Below are 17,671 nucleotides of genomic sequence, written 5' to 3'. Positions count from 1 at the left end.
ATTCAGGAAAAAGGAGGCGCTCTTGCTGGCGCTGGGCGAAATGTTCGCCGTGCAAGGCGCGGTGGGCCAGTGGAATATGGCCGGTTCGGCACCAGCAGAATAGCCAGCATCACCAAAGCCGCAACGGCAGGCGCGCTGTGCAGCACGGACGGCATGGGCACGGGCGCGAATTTATCCGCCACCGCCCGCCGCGAACCCACAATGGCAACGTCCGCGGTCGCCGCGCTGAATGCCGAACCTGCCTTGTGCTGCAACGGGCGCACCGGTTCGCTTGCCTGCACGCCAATCATTGCCAGCAGCAACAGCGTCAGCAGACGAAGCACAACAAGGCGGGGCAGAAAAAGGCGCGGGCGGCTTGGCGGCACTTGCACTCCAGATTGGGGGGGGGAACCCGGCGTGGGTCTTTACCCTACACGCACAAAGCCCGATTTGGTTCCCACCCGCCGCAGTTTCTATCCGCCGGGCGCTTTGGCCCTCAGCCCCGCAACAGCAGCGTCCCACTCATCCCACGCGATTGCCCGGCCCGGATAGGCCACTTTGGCAAAGGGCCAGTCCTTGGCTACCCAGATTTGCACCCACGCATAAAGCTGCGCGTCAAACCCTGCGTCGTATTCAGCCTTGGTGACCCACAGCCGCACCACCGCATCATATCCCGGCACCGGGCTGGGCGAGACATAGACGCTGCCTCGTTCGCGCGAGCCATCGGGCGTCAGCACGGCATAGGCAAAGGACTTGCGGCCCTGAAACCGCGCCTGTTCCATATTCATATCCTGCATCGCATCAGCGTCAGAAAGGCCCGCGTGCGGCCATGCGGCGCTGCGCGTAAAGGTCTGCTGCAAATGCTCTATCGATGACATATAGGCGTCGAAATCGACTTTCACCAAGGCGGGGCCAAGCGGCACCAGCCGGAATCCCGGTCCCTCGATCAGCGTCGGAACCGCAAAATCCGCAGGCACGAAGGATAATGGAGCTTGCGCTGTCGCTGCAGGCGGATCGCTCTGTGCAGCAGCCGGATTTGCCGCGCACACCGCCATCAACAACGCAAAACCTGCGGCCCTGCCGATAAAACCCATGCTATCTGCTCCATCGAAATCGATGACAAGCTAAGGTGTGATGCAGGCGCTTTGACAATACGTCATTCGGCACCGGGCCACTGCTGCCGTGCACGAAGCAGACGCAGTGCTATGAATAGCACATGCACAAACCCAGTAACTCGACGCATAACGCCGTCAAAGCGGCCAAGCCCACAGGATCAGCGGCGTGCCAATTGTCACCACCAGCACTGAAAGCGGCGCGCCCAGCCTTGCGTAATCGCCAAAGCGATAGCCGCCCGGCCCCAGCACAAGCGTGTTGCACTGGTGGCCGATAGGCGTGAGGAAATCACACCCTGCACCCACCGCTGTCGCAATAAGGAAAGCTTCGGGGCGGTAGTGGAGTTGTTCGGCAAAGACTGCCGCAATCGGTGCCATGACCAGTACCGTGGCAGCATTGTTCAGGAACGGCGTCACCGCCATCGCCGCCACAAGGATCAGCGCCACAGCGCCCCATGCAGGAAGTTGCACGGCAAGATCGGCCAGCAGCTTTGCGATCACGTCCGAAGCGCCGGTGGTCTGCAAGGATTCGCTGACCGGGATCAGCGCCGCCAGCATGATCAGGATTGGCCATTCGATTGCCTTATAGGCCTCGTCAACGGGCAAGGCCCCGGTGATCACGGTCAAACCTGCCGCTGCGAAGAACGCCAGTGCTGCCGGCATGAAGCCGCTGCCTGCGGCGACCATCGCTGCGGCGAGGATGATCAGCGGCAACCAGCGCGATTTGCGCGAACCAAGGCCGATCTTGCGCTGCGCCAGCGGCAACGCGCCCATCTCGGAAAGGCGGGCGGGCATCGTTTCCAGCGGGCCTTGCAGCACGATCACGTCACCGGCCTGAAGTACCGTATTGCCCGGTTTGCTGGCAATCGTCTCACCCTCGCGCGAGATGGCGATCAGATTTATGCCAAGCCGGTCGCGCATCTGCAGCCGCCGTGCAGTGCGACCGATCAGCGCAGAATCGGCATGGATCACCGCCTCGATCACGCCAAGGCTGTCAACATTTACCGACTGATCGTCATCACCGCCAAGTACCAGTCGCTCAGCGCCCACAACCCGCTCAAGGGTGTTCGGCTCGCCGCTCAGGATCAGCACGTCGCCCTCATGAATGTGCGTGGCGTGATCTACCGCGCCGCGCATGTCACCACGCACCAGCCCGGTCACTTCAATCTCGCCCTCATGCCGCTCGCGAAACGCGTCCACGGTCAGCCCGGCCACCGGCGATCCTTCGCTGACGGTCGCCTCGATCACATAGGACGATATGTTGATCGCCTCGTCCATGCCTTGCGCGGCATTGCGGTTGGTCGGCAGCAGACGCCAGCCAAAGCTCAGGAACACCAGCCCTACTGCCAGCAGCGCAAGGCCGGTCGGCAGGTAGTCGAACATGCGAAATGGCTCGCCGGTCATCTCCTCGCGCACGCGGGACACGATGATATTGGGCGAAGTGCCGATCAAAGTGGTCAGCCCGCCCAGCAGCGATGCGAACGCCATCGGCATCAGATAGAGCGATGGCGAAGCCTGATTTTTCCGCGCCATCTGCACCGCGCCCGGCATAAGCATCGCCAGCGCGCCGACGTTCTTGATAAAGCCGGACGCCACGCCAACAGCGGCGGACAGCACCAGCATCTGCCCCTGCGGCCGCTTGATGCGCTGGGCCAAGGATTGCAGCAACCGTTCGATCACGCCAGATCGCTGCACGGCGGCAGACAGCACCAGAGCCGACCCCACGATCACCACGATATCGTCGGAAAAGCCGGTAAACGCGGCCTTTGGCGAAACCACGCCAATGGCAACGGCGACCAACAGCGCGATCACGGCGGTTACATCATACCGAAACCGGCCCCACAGAAACAGGGCCATCATCCCGCCGAGAGTGGCCAGCGAAAGCCATTGGGGCTGCGTCATCACATCGACAATGCTTAACCGCTGTTCAGGTTCCCATCAGCCGAAGCGAAGTTCCCCCTGCACTGGCACCTTGCGAACCGGTCTTGGCGGCGGCGCAGGCTGGCGTTGGGGCAGGAGGCAGCACGCCAGCCCCTGCGGCACATAAACCGCGTGGCGCTGCCCGCCGCGATTTTCGTGATCGACGGCGAAACCTTTGTAATATCGCCGCAAAAGCCCTGCACCAACCAGTTCGGACACGGCCCTGCTTAGATTGGTCTTGCCCGAAGCCCGCACTCTTTCGCGCACTTCATCTTCCACCAACGCGGCAGCGGCGGCGGGATCTTGCGGCATCCGATCTTCAAGGATCAGGTCGGATTTCACCCGCTCTGCCAGCGCAATCCGCCGGGGATCGCGCCCGCCCATCGGCGCAAGGCTATCGCACAGGAAATCGCGCAATGTGAACTGCTTGGCACCGCGCCGCACAAATGGCCCAGCCTCACCATTCGCATCCGTCACTTCAGCAATCAGGCTGAGCACCATGAAAGCGTAGCGCGGCCTGCTGCTGACTTGCGCAAGCCGATCAAGCAGGAGCGACATCTCTGATGGGCCGGGAAGGTTCACGGAATGGAACATTTCGTGATTCAAGAAAGCACATATCGGGATTCCTGTGAATCCCTTCCGTGCCCCCCACCCCACGAAATCCAACATTTGTCCTCTGTGACACTTTGCCCGCAGGTAAAGTGTCACGAACGGTCCTTTGCCCTGCCCGAAGTGCGCCCAGATGCCGCGTAGGTGCATCTAGCACTGGCACAACCTGAGATTGAGATTCACACAATCTAGAAGTGAGATCGTGAGCGATTCACGCCCAAACGGAAGAAATGTTTCGTTCTAAAACAGAGCGTTGACCCGTCGGCGCGCGTCCCACCCCTCTCAGCCCGCTGGCGCATGATTGCGCGCCAAAGCCCCAATCTATGGCGACCGGATCGTGCTTGGTCACGATGGTCGTGAACGCGGAGCTGCTCCGTTCCGCAGCCCAGCGAGGATACCTAGCTGGCTCATTAAGCCATTCGGGGAGTGTCTTGAGGGCAAATTTACAGATCATGATTTTTGAGGAAATAGAAATGAGTGAGAAGATTGATCTCTCGTTCGTGTCGCCGTTCGTGAGGGACAGCGTCCGAACGCGGATCCACCTCCATGCCACCTTACTTGGCCTTCAAGTTGTAGATCGTCGCCTCGGAGATGCCATGCCGTCGAGCCAGGTCAGCGGTCTTCACCCCGGACTCCGCGTCCTTCAATACCCCGATGATCTGCTCTTCCGTAAACCTCTTGCGCTTCACCTCGTCCGTCCTCGTGATGGCCGGACTCTAATCGCAACTGGAGGAAATTACCCATGGCAGGTCAGCCGTATTCGGCGATTTTTCCCGATTGATACTGATACTACCTCTCTGCCTGATTCTGATCTGGCGGCCATTGGCCAGAGGTGGAACAACACACCGCGCAAGTGCCTCGGATTCCGAACTTCCACTGAGGTCATGACCGAGCAGATCGCAGCTCAAATAGCTGGACACCTGCAAAAACCGTGTAGTTCGAGGCGGGTTGGTCCGAGGAGGGCTGCTCCCTGTGCTTTTCGGCTATACCGACCCGCCGCTGGTCTGTTTCGGTCGGTAATTCGGGCAGTTTGCCCCGGTTCTTCGGGATTTCAGGCAGAGTGATCCCATGCTTTCCCGGCGCTCGTGGAAGATCAGCCTGTTGAAGTTGTAAGCCAGATTACAAAGGGTGAGCTTCGCTTCGGCACGGGCCCAGGCCGATGGTGCGGATGAACAGTCCGAAGCGGTTCTTCTGATGCGCGAAGACATGCTCGACATGGGCCCGGATCGAAGACTTTGCGGCATTGGCTCGGGCGATTGCCTTTGGCATGGGCTTACCCTTGAGTTTGCGCCGGTGAATTCGGGACGTGAGCATCCGATCAGACAACCACTTCTCGTTGCGCTTTGAGCGATAGGCACTGTCTGCCCAGACATCGGAGCCGGTGTTGTCGGCGCTCACGACATGACGAAGCAGCCTCCCATCGGCGGTCGAGCCCGACGTCACCGCCATCTCCCGGATGAAGCCGAAGCGCCGGTCTATGCTGATATGTGATTTGTAGCCGAAGACCGGCAGGGCAATCATGGGCAACGGTGTGCCATCCGCGCGATGACGCACCTTGCCGCCGATCTTGAGCGTCCAGCGTGCATCGATGTCCTTTTGCGCGGCCTTGTTCGGTTCATCGGGCCAGATATCCTTCGCGCTCATGCCAGACTTGATCGCCTCGCGTTCACCTTCGGTGTTTCGCTGCTTGGGCGCAGGCACCAGCGAGGCATCAACAATCTGTCCGGACATCGGGATGTAGCCCTTCTTCTGCAGTTGCCAGTCAAAGGCCTTCATCACCCTCTTGAGCGTTCCGGTCTCGGTCAGGCGGTTGCGGAAATGCCGGATCGTGTTCTCGTCCGGGGTCCGGTCCCCGAGCGACAGCCCAAGGAAGCGCAACCAACTCAGCCGATCCCGGATCATGAACTCCTTCCGTGCATCCGAGAGGTTGTGCTGAGCCTGAAGGACCAGCGCCTTGAACATCATAACCGGATCGAACGGCAATCGCCCGCCCTTGGCCCCATCGCCGTAGCCGAGCCCTTCAACCAAGCAGGCCCGGAAATATTCATAGTCCACCGTCTGTTGCAGAACCTCAAGCGGATCGCCGTCCTTGCTCAAGGCTTCAACATGATCGCTCAAACTGAACAGGGACTTCGGATCCACCACGGCTCTCCATGATCGCTCTCGTTCAATGAATCACCAACGACGCAGAAACTCCATCGGTTTTTGCGGGTGTCCAGCTAGTGCCAGTGAACCGGCGCACCGCTTTCCGGGACGCCGCGAACTTGGAACACTGTCCTGGCTGGATCGCACCCGTTGGTCTGGCGCGAGGACCGTGCAAACCCGCGTTTTCGCCACTCACCAACCTGGGTGGAGGCCGAAACCACAATCTTTGCGTCCGAACTTGAAATAGCCTTCTCGATGCTCTCCTGATTCACAGAGAAGTGATCCAAGCTGAGCGATTTCCGCGCTCGCCGCATAGAGCAAAAAGGAGTGTTTCCATGATAGGTTCAATTCTGCGAGCCTTGCGCGACAGTAACAGTTCCAAGGACAGCTCCGGCGAAGCGATCAATCCAGCAGGCGGCGAAATCTCGCGGTCCAGCTTCCTCAAGCTGATGGCTGGCAGTGCGCTTACGGTCGGTTTCGGCAGTTCCGCATGCGCCAGCACCAAGATGGGCAATGGCCGGGTGCCGCCCGTCACCGACATCGACAAGCTCTACGATGCTTGGCAGGACCGCATGAATGCGGGCGATCTCGAAGGTCTGGTTGACCTTTATCTTGAAGATGTGACCTATGTGAATCCTGACGGCAAACTGCTTTATGGCAAGGCTGCCGTGCGTGAGGATTTCATATCACTTCTTGCCCTCAAGCCGCAGATCGTTCTGGGTGATCGCAAGCACCTGCTGTGGCGCGATGTGGCGCTGACCACGAACCACTGGCGCATGACATTCACCGGCCCCGACGGCAAGGAGCAGGTGGCCACAGGTGGCGGCATCGAGGTCATGCAGAAAGAGGCCGACGGCGGCTGGCGATACATTATCGACGACGCATCGCGATCCGCATCGAAGTGAACCCGAAGGGAGCACGGGGCCGCAAGGCCCTGTGCGCCTTTCTCAATCAGAAGCGGGAGACAGCCTGATAATGATGGCATCGTCTTCGTCGGTTGCGGCATAGATCAAGCCGTCAGGCCCCTGCCGCACGTCCTTGAGGCGCTGGTGCAGCCCATCGAGCAGCACTTCCTGGCGCATTTCCTGTAGTTTCTCGTTGAAGACCACACGGATCAGCGCACCGGTGCCATTGATCTGGCCGCGGCGCGCGCTGGTGATGAACAGGTTGTTCTTCCAGTGCGCGAACCTGTCACCCGAATAGAAAGCAATGCCAGAGGGAGCAATTGCCGGCAGCCACACCATCGCCGGCCCCTGGGTTCCGGGCTTTACCGGCGCATGGGGCAACGGCGATCCGCCATACTCGTTGCCGTAAGTCGATACGGGCCAGCCGTAATTGCGCCCCGGCAGGATCTGGTTCAGCTCGTCCCCGCCCTGCGGCCCATGTTCGGAAGCCACAAGCGCCCCTGTTTGCGGGTCAATCGCCATGCCAAGGGGATCGCGATGGCCGTATGTCAGGATCTCTGGCCGCGCTCCCTTGCGCTTGGCAAATGGGTTCCCCGCCGCAGGAGTGCCGTCATCCTTCAGCCGCAGGACCTTACCGTAGATATTGTCCACACGCTGGGCCGACATGATGTCTCCCGTGCTCAATGCACCGACCGAGACGTAAAGCAGGCCATCCTTGCCAAACTGGATACGCGATCCACCTGCGCCGATCACAGGTTCGCCCGTCGTCAGGTCCTTCGTTTCCAACAACCGCATGCCATCAAGCCGGCCACGGGCGAGTATTGATGACACCGTCAGCCGCCCTGCCTTGGCATCGAAGGCAATCGGCCTGTTGTAGGTGAAGTAGATCAGCCCGTTGGTGGCAAAACCGGGGTGGAGCGCGATGTCCTGAATGCCCAGCACGTCATCCGGGTGAACGTGATCCTGCTTGCTGTAATCGGGCACGCCAGCGACGCTCTCAACAACAAGCGCAGGCTTTTCCGACGTGGCGCCACGCAACAGCCGAAGGCGTGTGCCGCGCTCCACTACCAAGGCATCGCCATTGGGCAGGAACGCCAAGCTGTAGATATGCGACAGGCCACGGGCGATGGCCCGCGCGCTCACACCATGCTGTTCGGCGCTGTCAAAGCGGTATTCCCGATCCTCGACGGCAACGGGGTTGAGGCCGACCTCTTCTACTTCGGCGGCCCCTGCCACACCTGCACTGGCAAGTAACATGATGCCGATGCTCACACTGGCAGAGCGCCTGATTGTCGCCAACTCCATATCCCGCTCCATACCTTTCCGTACAGGGCAGTGATCTGTGCCCTGTCCGTTGCCCGATGCCCCATGTTAAGCCGCCCGCGCCATTCGAGGTGATGGCGCGGGCGGTCATCGTCTTGTCATTACGGGCCAGCGTTGCTTGGCTGGCTCGGTTTTCAATCCCGCAGCGACAAGGTGACACCGATCGTGCGCGGGCGGAAGCTGCCAGCACGGAACCAGACGGAGTCCGGGTTGTCATGATACAGAGCCAACAGCGGCTGTTCGTTCGTCACGTTGTTGATGAACAGGCTGAGGTCTGCCTCTGCACTTCCCCCGACCTTGAAGCGGCCGCCAAAGCGCAGGTCGAGCTGCGAGGTTGCAGGCGGACGCGGCAGCGCCGGATCGACCAGCGGGGAATTCACGTCGATCGGCTTGTTGTTCTTCGAAGTATAGGAGAAATCGGCACGGCCATAGACTTCACCGTCTCCAACTGGCTGGGTCCACTGTCCATTAAGCTGGATGGCCCAGGGGGCCGTCGGGAAAGGTTCACCGGCACGGCGGATGGTCGTGGCATTCGGTCCCGGAATGGCGGTCGTATACCGGGCGTTGGTGTAGGCGACCGAAGCACCGAGCTGCAGCTGTGCTATCGGCTTCACGGCCAGTGAAAAGTCGAACCCGTCGATCTTGGCATTGCCAAGGTTCAGCGTGGTGTAGATCGTGCAGACTGGCAGCGGCAGCAGGGTCTGGACGTTCTTCCAGTCAATATGGAACGCCGAAGCATCGATGGCCAGCTTGCCGTCGAACAGGCGGTTCTTCGAACCCACCTCGTAGCTCCAGATCGAGTCCGGCTTGACGTTGACCGAGGTCAGCGGGTCGAAGCCCACGGCTGCCGCATCATCGGCGCAGGTCGCGCCCACCGGAGGCGAAACGCCGGGGCCACGGACGCCCTTGGCCGCACTGGCATAGAACAGGTTGTTCCGGTCGGCCTGGAAGGAAAGCCCAATGCGCGGCGTGAAGTCCTTGCTGGTCACGCGCAGGTTCTCGGTCTGGCCGTCGGTCGTGTAGAACGGACCTGCCGTAAAGCCTTCGAAGCGGTACTTGGCGATCGTGTATCGGCCGCCCAGCGTCACCTTCAGCCGTGGCAGGATTTCGTAATCGGCCTGCGCATAGGCGGCAATCTGTTCATCGCGATGGATGTTGCGCTGAAAAAGGCTGAACTCGCCTTGATACGGTTCGACGCCAAAAGCATCGGAAATGCTGTCAAGGCGCGGCTCACCCAGATTGTCCTGACCAAGGTTCAGAACATCCAGAAGCCGCAGATCCCTGCCCGCATACTGATCGCGCACGTAGGACTTCTGGTAAAACGCGCCGACGATCCAGTTGAAGGGTTCGTTGGAATTGTCGTTCTGCAGGCGCAATTCCTGCGTGAATGCAGTCTGCTTCGTCCGGCTGCTGGTGGTTGGCACATAATCGACAAAGCCTGCCGGAAACGCACCCGATGTCTGGCCCAGCAAAGCGATGCTCAGGGTGGAATCATCGCTTTTCGTCGTTGTCGTGCGATAGAAGTAGGATGTGTCCGAAACCAGCGTGGCCCCCCCCAGTTCAAGCTCGATCTTCAGCGCAGGCAGGTAGAAGTCGTCCTTATGATTCTCGGGCTCGCGATTGAGGCTCAGGCGCTGGTTGCCACTGCCCAGGTCGCTTTCTGCCACCTCGAAACGTGAACCATCGCGGATGGTCTGGTGCTGGTAGTACATCGAAGGCGTGATGGTCAGCTCCGCGGTTGCCTTGAGCCCAACCGCGATGCGCGCGGTAAAGGAATCGGAGCTGTTGATGTCCTTCTGCACCACCTGCTTCGAGACCCGATCCAGCCGGTCGATATAGCCACCATCGCGCCGATACCAGGCGCTGGCACGCAGGCCGATCTTGTCCGTCACGATTGGCGCACCGACGGCAAGACCGCCCTCATAGCTTTCCGCACCATGCTTCGTTGTCGCAAGCTCGGTCCGGCCATAGATCGAAAAGGCATCGTAGTTCGGCTTGGGCATGATGAAGCGAAGCGCGCCACCCACCGAACCGCTGCCGAACAGCGTGCCTTGCGGACCGCGCAGCACTTCGATGCGATCAAGATCGAATACCTGGGGATACGGATTGCTCAGCGAAGGGCTGACACCAACGCGGGTCTGTACGGGGGTATCGTCGACGTAGATCCCCGTCGTCGGAATCCCCGAAGATGAATCCACGCCGCGGATGGCAATAGTGGTCTGGCCGGTGCCGTAAAGCGTGGCACTCTGGCCAAAGCTGATGCCGGGCGTGATCTGTGCGATATCGCCGACCGACCGCACGCCCTGGACATCAAGCTCCTCCTGGCCCTTGGCGACGATGCTGGCCGGCACACGGCTGAGGGATTGCGCCTTGCGCGTGGCGGTGACGATGATCTCGCCTACACCCAGCCCAGCATCGGCCTGTGCCGCTTTCTGGCCATCGGCCTGTGCCGCAGCCTGCGCCAGTGCGTTCTGGGAGGCGAGCAGCAGGGCCAGCGCACTGCCGCCCAGCAATGCCTTGCGTGTTGTGCCATTGGTGTGGCGGGACTGTGAGCGTGCCATTTTCTTGTCTCCCTTGTCGTGCCGCTCCATGAAGCTCTCGCTCGTGAAGCTCGATGCGCGATACCTGCTCCGTCCGCCCGATCTGCGGTCCGGCCAGCCGAAACAGTCTTCCCCTTAGACTGACGACTCGTATCTGGACGTCGATTTATTTTAGACCTAAAATAAATGCAACTGTATGTTGCGACCGGATTCCATTAAGGCGCATTGCTGTCAGGTGTGACGGGACCGATGGGACCCTGACGGGGAGATTTGAGGTTGGAATCGACGAACGAGGGTTCATCCACACCCTTCCCCCCGGACATGGAGCGTGAAGTTGCGCGCTTTCGCGCAGCGCTTTCGGCAAGTCGGTCTGCTGCCCAGCTAAAATTGTTCGATTTTCTTGCCGAACGTTCGGCCGATTCCCGTGCACCCAAGGAAATCGAGATCGCGATTGCCGTCTTCGGCGGCGAAGGCAGCCTGCCCGATGGAGCGACGGATTCCGGCGTCAGGGTTTATGTGCACCGGCTACGCAAGCGCATTGACGAGTTTTACGCCGGTAAACATGGCGCGCGCCTGATCATTCCCAAAGGCGAGTACCGGCTGACGTTGCAGCGCCCGGCAGCGGTGGAGCAGCAGCAAGGCCTGATCGAGCGCACATTGGCAGCCTTGGCACGGCCGACGCGGTGGCACTGGTTTGCGCTGGTTGCGGTTCTATGCCTCGTCATTGCGAGTGCACTTTTTCTCCCGGCTGGCGGCACTGCCGACGATGATGCGCGCAAGCTTGCCTCCACGCGTTTCTGGAGCGGCATGGATGATACCGCCCCTGTCGCCCTGCTGGCAGGTGACTCATTCATGCTTGCCGAAACGCGCGACCAGAACAAGGTCGATCGCATCATACGGGATGGCGCCATTCAATCGCGGGAACATCTCGGACAGCATCTGAAATCCCATCCCGAAGCATTTTACCGGCTTTACGATCTGGACTTGCACTATGCTCCGACAAGCACCGTCCAAGCCCTTTGGGAATTGCAGGCTGCCGTCCCGCCGACCCGCTCGGGCAAGGCCAGAAAACTCTCTGTTTCGTCATTGTCCGAGGCTGACGGCTCAACCTTGCGAGCGCGGACGATGCTTTATGTCGGCCGACTGGATGATCTGGGGGCATTGCGTGACACATACCGGGCGATGTCCAAATTCGTGCCCGAAGGCGAAAACGCCATCCGCGATATTGCCACCGGCAAGGTCGTGAGCGCATCAACGTTCGAAGCGGGTCAGCAGGATGCCGTCGGGTCGACCGATATCGGCACCATTGCCAGCCTGCGCGCGCCTGATGGCCGCAGGTTGATCTTCATCTCCAGCTTGGGCGATCTTGCCATCGCAGACATGGTACGCCTTGTGACTGACCCGGTAGCGCTGGGGCAACTCGAATCTCGAGCGCAGAATGGGCGCTATTACGAAGCAATGTTTCAGGTGCGCTCGGTCGACGGAATCCAGACCGTTCGCCGACTCATAGCCCTTCACCCGCTCGACTGACGAATCAATCCGCGCAATCCGAACCTCATATCGGCCCTTGGCCAAGACCTCATTTTGCTTTAGGCCTAAAGCAAAATGAGGTGTCCAATGCGCATTGCCTGTCTCGGGGGCGGCCCTGCCGGTCTCTATTTCGCCATATCGGCAAAGCTGCGTGACCCGCAGCTTGAGATCGATGTTTTCGAACGTCATCGCAAAGGCGAAACCTTTGGCTGGGGCGTCGTCTTTTCGGACCAGACGATGGAAAATCTCCTCGTCAATGATCCGGTCAGCGCGTCGACCATTCGTGACAGCTTTGCTCACTGGGACGAAATCGAAGTCAGCGTTTCCGGCCGATCGGTAAGTTCCGGGGGGCACGGGTTCATTGGCATCGGTCGCCGGAACCTGCTACGCATTCTGACGGATCGTGCCCAGCAATTGGGCGTGAACCTTTATTTCGAAACAGAATTCAGCACTGATCTTGCCGCTTATGCCGATTATGACCTGATCATCGCCTCGGACGGCATCAACAGCCAGATTCGCACGAAGTATTCTGATCGCTTCGGCGTTGATATCGACGTCCGTCGCAATCGCTTCTGCTGGTTGGGCACCACCCGCATGTTCGATGCATTCGCGTTTCTATTCGAGAAGACCGACGCGGGTTGGATCTGGGCACATGCCTATCGCTTTGATGAAACCCACTCGACCTTCATCATCGAATGCTCGCCCGAAACCTGGGAAGGCCTTGGCCTCGACAAGATGGAGCCTGAAGATTCGATCGCCCTGTGCGAGCGGATCTTCGCCCGCCATCTCGATGGTCATGCCCTGCTGACCAATGCCAGCCACCTGCGAGGATCTGCCGCATGGATCAACTTCCGGCGCATCATTTGCAACCGCTGGTCGTTCGACAATGTCGTGCTTCTGGGCGACGCGGCCCACACGGCACACTTCTCGATCGGATCCGGCACGAAGCTCGCGCTTGAAGACGCGATAAAGCTTGCCGACGTCATCAGTCGCGCCGAAGTTCAGGACCGCGCATCGATGGCTCGCGCGCTTGAGGAGTACCAAGACGAACGCCAAGTCGAAGTGCTGAAGATCCAGAACAGCGCGCGCAATTCCACTGAATGGTTCGAAACGCTCGATCGTTACATCAGCTTCGATCCGATGCAGTTCACGTATTCCCTGATGACACGCAGCCAGCGCGTCAGCCATGAGAACCTGCGCCTGCGCGATCCGGCCTGGCTCGATGGCGTCGAAAGGTGGTTTGCCGAAGCGGCTGACGCCAACCAGCCGTGCCAGCCGATGTTCGCACCATTCGCGCTTCGTGATATGCAGCTTGCAAACCGGGTCGTCGTCCCCCCCATGCTGACATACAGTGCAGCGCAAGACGGCTCCGTCACGCCCTTCCACCACGTTCACTATGGCGCGCGCGCACTTGGTGGCGCGGGCCTGATCATGACCGAAACGTTGGCAGTTTCACCCGAGGGGCGCGCAACGCCTGCCTGCCCCGGTCTGTACAATGACCGCCACGTCGATAGCTGGCGCGAGATTGTCCGGTTCGCGCGCGATCACAGCAAGGCCCGCACATGCGCCCAGATTGGCCATGCCGGACCACGAGCCTCTTGCAAAATACCTTTTGGCACCACTTACGACGAGCCGATGGACGCGCCATGGCCGATCATTGCGGCCTCACCGATCCCGTGGAAGTCAGGCGGCATCATGCCGCGAGCACTCGCTGCTTCGGAGATAGAGCATATCGTTCAACAGTTCGTTGCTGCGGCCAGAAGGGCGGACGAGGCTGGATTCGACATGATCGAGATTCATGCCGGGCACGGATCGTTGCTGTCCAGCTTCATAACCCCGATCCTCAATCACCGCACCGATGACTATGGCGGCTGCCTTGAAAACCGCATGCGCCTCCCCCTTGCGGTCGTGGCGGGGGCGCGAACGGTCTGGCCTGGAAGCAGGCCGCTTGCCGTGCGCATATCCGCCAACGACTGGGTCGGCGACGAAGGCGTCACGCCTGACGAAGCTGTGCTGATTGCCCGCATGCTGAAATCGGCTGGAGCAGACCTGATCGATGTTTCCGCTGGTGAAACGTCGTCAACTGCAAGGCCAGTCTATGGACGCATGTTCCAGACGCCGATGGCCGATCATATCCGCAACGCCGCGCAAGTGCCCGTGATTGCCGTTGGGAACATCGTCGATTCTGATCAGGTCAACAGCATCGTTACCGCGGGCCGGGCCGATCTCGTGGCTCTCGGTCGGCCTCACCTGGCCGATCCCGTCTGGACCATGCGCGCAGCAGCAGCGTGTGACGACAAGGGCCAGTTCGTGCCGCCCCCCTACATCCTTGGCCACGCTCAGGCGATCCGGTTGTCGGCAGCGACGCGATCAGGCAAAGCCTGAACCGTTGTTCGGATGACATTGGGGATGGAGATGGAAGAACGGTCCGCGCGAGAGGAACCTGCAGGCGCAGGCTCACCGGAGCTGCGCCTGTGGGTGCGCTTGCTGCGCTGCGCCAAGATTGGCGAAAAGCAGTTGCGCCGTAACTTCGAGGACCAGTTCGATACGACCCTGCCACGCTTTGACGTGATGGCAGCCCTCCACCGCGAACCTGATGGCATGAGCATGGGTCGCCTGTCCAAGGCGTTGCTCGTATCCAATGGCAACGTCACATCGATCGTTCGCCAGTTGCACACCCAGGGGCTGGTCCTGTCGCAACCGGACCCGCAGGACGGTCGCTCAGCCATCGTGTCTCTCACGGAAGAGGGCGAACGCCAGTTCAAGCAGTTGGCCGAGGCTCACCACCGCTGGATTGCAGACATATTCCGGGATGTGCCGCCAGCCCGCATCGACCAGCTGGTCGACGGACTGGGCGAAGTACGAAGACTGTTAGGGGACAAGACTTGAGTACCGCCTTCGAAACCACGGCGCTCGTGCGGTTTGCGCATGTCGACGCAGCCGGGATCGTATTCTACCCACGCTATCTGGAAATGCTCAACGGAGCGGTGGAGGATTGGTGTGACAGGGCCTTGGGTGCCAGCTTTCACATGCTCCATGTCGTCCGCAAGATCGGCGTGCCCACTGTGAAGCTGCAGGTGGAATTTACCGCTCCGAGCCGTCTGGGCGACAACCTCACGATTTCCATCCTGCCGGTAAAGCTCGGGCGGAGCAGCTGCGATCTCGATATACGTTTCGCCTGCCATGGCGAAGAGCGCCTGCGCGCTCAGGTCACGTTGGTCTGCATGGATCTCGGCACGCATCGATCGACGCCTTGGCCGGACGATCTGCGTCCGCGCATCGCCGATGGCTTGGCAGAAGCGGCCTGACTTTATTTCGGCTGCCTGCATTCCGCCCGAGTGCGTCCAGAACGCAAAGGCCGCGCCGTTCATCACGGCGCGGCCAGCGAAAGCCTTATCAAGGGAGAGAGGAAGCGATCAGGCTGCCACAACCGGATGGCGCAGCGTGCCGATGCCTTCGACGGTCGCCACGATAACGTCGCCCGGCCAGACCCATTCCTGCGGATCACGGCCAGCGCCCACTCCGGCAGGCGTGCCGGTCGCAATGATGTCGCCCGGCTCCAGCGTGATGCCCTGGCTGATGTCGGACACCAGCTCGTCAACCTTGAACAGCATATAGGCGGTATTGCTGCGCTGCTTTTCCACGCCGTTGACGGTAAGCCAAAGGTCCAGCGTCTGCGGATCAGGAATTTCGTCTGCCGTGACGACGACCGGCCCCATCGGGCAATAAGTATCCTGCCCCTTGGAATAGATCCACTGTCCGGCGCGGCGGCAATCGCGCGCGCTCATGTCGATGCAGACAGTGTAGCCGAAGACGTAGTTCAGGGCATCCTCGCGCGAAACGCGCTTGGCCCGGGTGCCGATGATGGTCGCCAGTTCCACTTCCCAGTCGAGCTGCTGCGTGATCTTCGCATCATGCACGATCGGTTCGTCAGGTCCGATCACGCTCGTCGGCGGCTTTGAGAAGATCACCGGCTGGCGTGGCAGATCGGCTGAAGTGTCCAGCGACTTGGCGCTTTCGGCGACGTGTTCGGTGTAATTGAGGCCGATGCCGAACACATTCTTGCGCGGCCGCGGAATCGGGGCGAGCAACTTAACATTTGCCAGCGGCACAGCAGTTCCCAACGGGAAGAGACTGCCCGCCTTCGCAAGCATGGCGCTGACCTGCGCCACGGCCTGCGGTCCAAGATCGATGAGTTCGAGCATCGACGATGGCAGTTCAACGCCGTTGGCCTCGCCGTAGCTGGCAAGATCAACGACGAGTCCGTCAACCAGCGCCCCAAGCCTCGCTTCGGCCTCGACATTGGCCCTGTAGGTAACAAGCTTCATTGCAGATCCTTCTTGTGAATTCAGACGAGAACCGGCTGGTGGCCGCCGTTCTCGGCCAGTGCTTCCTCGCGATATAGGCCCAACGCCCGCATCACGGGCAGGTCGTGGAAGGCAAACAGGCAGGCGTCCTCGCTTTCCGAAGCATTGGCATGTTCGTGATACATCCAAGCCGGGACGACAAAGATGTCGCGCTCCTGCCAGTCGAAGCGCTGGCCATTAATAATCGACCAGCCCTTGCCCTTGCAGCACTGGTAGACAAAGCTGCCGGTCTGGCGATGCGCCTTGGTGCGTTCGCCGGGCCGCAGCATCTGCATGTGCGCGCCGATGGTTGACATCACGGGGCCACCAGTTGCCGGGTTCACATATTCCATCAAGACGCCATCATAGGGCGAACCATCAGTGACGCGGGCATAGCTTTGCAGGGCCTCGTAAGTCGGTGCCCATTCGTACTTGAGCAGGGGCGAATAGCGCTTGTGCCAAGTGTCTCCCCAGGGGCGCAGGCCCGCATTGGCCCAGGTTGCCACCGAAGCATCGACGGGATGGCTGACCGCCTGGTTAAGATCGGGGTGGACCTCGTAGAAATTGGCTTCCAGGGCGTTCATCATCGGGATGTCGAGGCCGTCCTGCCAGATGCAGATTTCGCCATCTTCGGCCACGCCGTGTTCGTGCCAGGTGCCGTTGGGCGTCAGGACGAAATCGTTCGCGCCCAGCGTCAGCTTCTGCCCGTCGACATTGGTGAAGGCGCCGCTGCCTTCCATGATGAAGCGCAGGGCCGATGCGCTGTGCCGATGGGACGATGCACATTCGCCCGGCTTCATCACCTGAAGCCCGGAATAGAGCCAGCCCACAGCCGCAACCACATCGCTGCGCCCCTTGTTCTCAAGGTAGACGACCCGCCGCCCCGCCTGCTCCGGCGTCACGAGATCGAGCGCACGCAAGACATCCTCCCGCAGATCGCGGTAGCGCCAGATCATCGGCACCGATGTCGACGCGGGCTCCCACGGCTCGATCTTGTTCGCAACCGTCCACAGCGCCCCGGTACCCAGCTCCTTGAGCCTGCGGTAATAGGCAACAAGTTCGGGGGTATCCGGCACGTTCGCACGGCCGATCACATCTTCGCGGTACTGGTCAAAGCTGGCTTCTTGCACGACTCATTCCTTGTTCCACTCCCCGGACCGAATTTATTATAGGCTTAAAATATCTTGCGTCCGACCATATGGCAAGTATCCTGTGCCCCTGTCCGAAATTGGCTGCCCTGCGGCCTGAAAGAGAAGAGTTCG

The 17,671-nt window shown here is 60.5% G+C and carries 13 protein-coding genes and 2 pseudogenes; 5 read left to right on the top strand and 10 right to left on the bottom strand.

What is annotated here, in order from left to right:
* Positions 1 to 2: 2 nt before the first annotated feature.
* The 6 genes and pseudogenes from HGI47_RS06455 to HGI47_RS06430 all read right to left on the bottom strand — a co-directional run.
* Positions 3 to 365 carry a hypothetical protein gene (locus HGI47_RS06455; protein ID WP_168851991.1) on the bottom strand — a complete coding sequence of 121 codons (363 nt, stop codon included), beginning with the start codon at positions 363 to 365 and terminating at the stop codon, positions 3 to 5.
* A gap of 87 nt (positions 366 to 452) precedes the next feature.
* On the bottom strand, positions 453 to 1,073 hold the full coding sequence (locus tag HGI47_RS06450) for a twin-arginine translocation pathway signal protein (RefSeq protein ID WP_168851990.1): 621 nt from the start codon (positions 1,071 to 1,073) through the stop codon (positions 453 to 455).
* A 156-nt stretch (positions 1,074 to 1,229) separates the two neighbouring features.
* Entirely contained in the window at positions 1,230 to 2,993 is a 1,764-nt protein-coding gene (locus HGI47_RS06445; protein WP_168851989.1) for an SLC13 family permease, read from the bottom strand.
* A gap of 36 nt (positions 2,994 to 3,029) precedes the next feature.
* Positions 3,030 to 3,605 carry a hypothetical protein gene (locus tag HGI47_RS06440; protein ID WP_240950027.1) on the bottom strand — a complete coding sequence of 192 codons (576 nt, stop codon included), beginning with the start codon at positions 3,603 to 3,605 and terminating at the stop codon, positions 3,030 to 3,032.
* Positions 3,606 to 4,177: 572 nt separating this feature from the next.
* A pseudogene (locus HGI47_RS06435) lies at positions 4,178 to 4,309 on the bottom strand (transposase); the annotation flags it as partial.
* A gap of 387 nt (positions 4,310 to 4,696) precedes the next feature.
* Positions 4,697 to 5,765 (bottom strand): annotated as a pseudogene (locus HGI47_RS06430) (transposase); the annotation flags it as partial.
* 335 nt (positions 5,766 to 6,100) lie between these two features.
* On the opposite strand from HGI47_RS06430, the gene HGI47_RS06425 reads away from it, so the two are divergent.
* Positions 6,101 to 6,670: an SgcJ/EcaC family oxidoreductase gene (locus tag HGI47_RS06425; RefSeq protein WP_168851988.1), complete on the top strand. Its 570-nt coding sequence runs from the start codon at positions 6,101 to 6,103 to the stop codon at positions 6,668 to 6,670.
* A gap of 42 nt (positions 6,671 to 6,712) precedes the next feature.
* Here HGI47_RS06425 and HGI47_RS06420 read toward each other — a convergent pair whose 3' ends face one another.
* Entirely contained in the window at positions 6,713 to 7,975 is a 1,263-nt protein-coding gene (locus tag HGI47_RS06420; protein ID WP_168851987.1) for a PQQ-dependent sugar dehydrogenase, read from the bottom strand.
* Between the two features lie 152 nt (positions 7,976 to 8,127).
* Entirely contained in the window at positions 8,128 to 10,554 is a 2,427-nt protein-coding gene (locus HGI47_RS06415; protein WP_168851986.1) for a TonB-dependent receptor, read from the bottom strand.
* A 255-nt stretch (positions 10,555 to 10,809) separates the two neighbouring features.
* On the opposite strand from HGI47_RS06415, the gene HGI47_RS06410 reads away from it, so the two are divergent.
* The 4 genes from HGI47_RS06410 to HGI47_RS06395 all read left to right on the top strand — a co-directional run bounded on the left by HGI47_RS06410 (position 10,810) and on the right by HGI47_RS06395 (position 15,371).
* Positions 10,810 to 12,063 carry a hypothetical protein gene (locus HGI47_RS06410; protein ID WP_168851985.1) on the top strand — a complete coding sequence of 418 codons (1,254 nt, stop codon included), beginning with the start codon at positions 10,810 to 10,812 and terminating at the stop codon, positions 12,061 to 12,063.
* An 87-nt stretch (positions 12,064 to 12,150) separates the two neighbouring features.
* Positions 12,151 to 14,448, top strand: a complete 2,298-nt coding sequence (locus HGI47_RS06405) for a bifunctional salicylyl-CoA 5-hydroxylase/oxidoreductase (protein ID WP_168851984.1) — start codon at positions 12,151 to 12,153, stop codon at positions 14,446 to 14,448.
* A 30-nt stretch (positions 14,449 to 14,478) separates the two neighbouring features.
* A complete protein-coding gene (locus HGI47_RS06400) occupies positions 14,479 to 14,952 on the top strand; it encodes a MarR family winged helix-turn-helix transcriptional regulator (RefSeq protein WP_168851983.1) in 474 nt (157 codons plus the stop codon).
* Entirely contained in the window at positions 14,949 to 15,371 is a 423-nt protein-coding gene (locus tag HGI47_RS06395) for a thioesterase family protein (protein WP_168851982.1), read from the top strand. Before HGI47_RS06400 ends, HGI47_RS06395 begins: the two co-directional genes overlap by 4 nt.
* Positions 15,372 to 15,479: 108 nt before the next feature.
* On the opposite strand, the gene HGI47_RS06390 is transcribed toward HGI47_RS06395, so the two are convergent.
* Positions 15,480 to 16,391, bottom strand: coding sequence for a fumarylacetoacetate hydrolase family protein (locus HGI47_RS06390; protein WP_168851981.1), 912 nt, complete (start codon positions 16,389 to 16,391; stop codon positions 15,480 to 15,482).
* Positions 16,392 to 16,411: 20 nt separating this feature from the next.
* On the bottom strand, positions 16,412 to 17,539 hold the full coding sequence (locus HGI47_RS06385; RefSeq protein ID WP_168851980.1) for a cupin domain-containing protein: 1,128 nt from the start codon (positions 17,537 to 17,539) through the stop codon (positions 16,412 to 16,414).
* Positions 17,540 to 17,671: the final 132 nt, after the last annotated feature.

This window comes from Novosphingobium sp. ERN07, from assembly GCF_012641335.1.
In the GTDB taxonomy this organism is placed as follows: domain Bacteria; phylum Pseudomonadota; class Alphaproteobacteria; order Sphingomonadales; family Sphingomonadaceae; genus Novosphingobium.
This window is presented reverse-complemented; position numbering and strand designations above follow the sequence as displayed.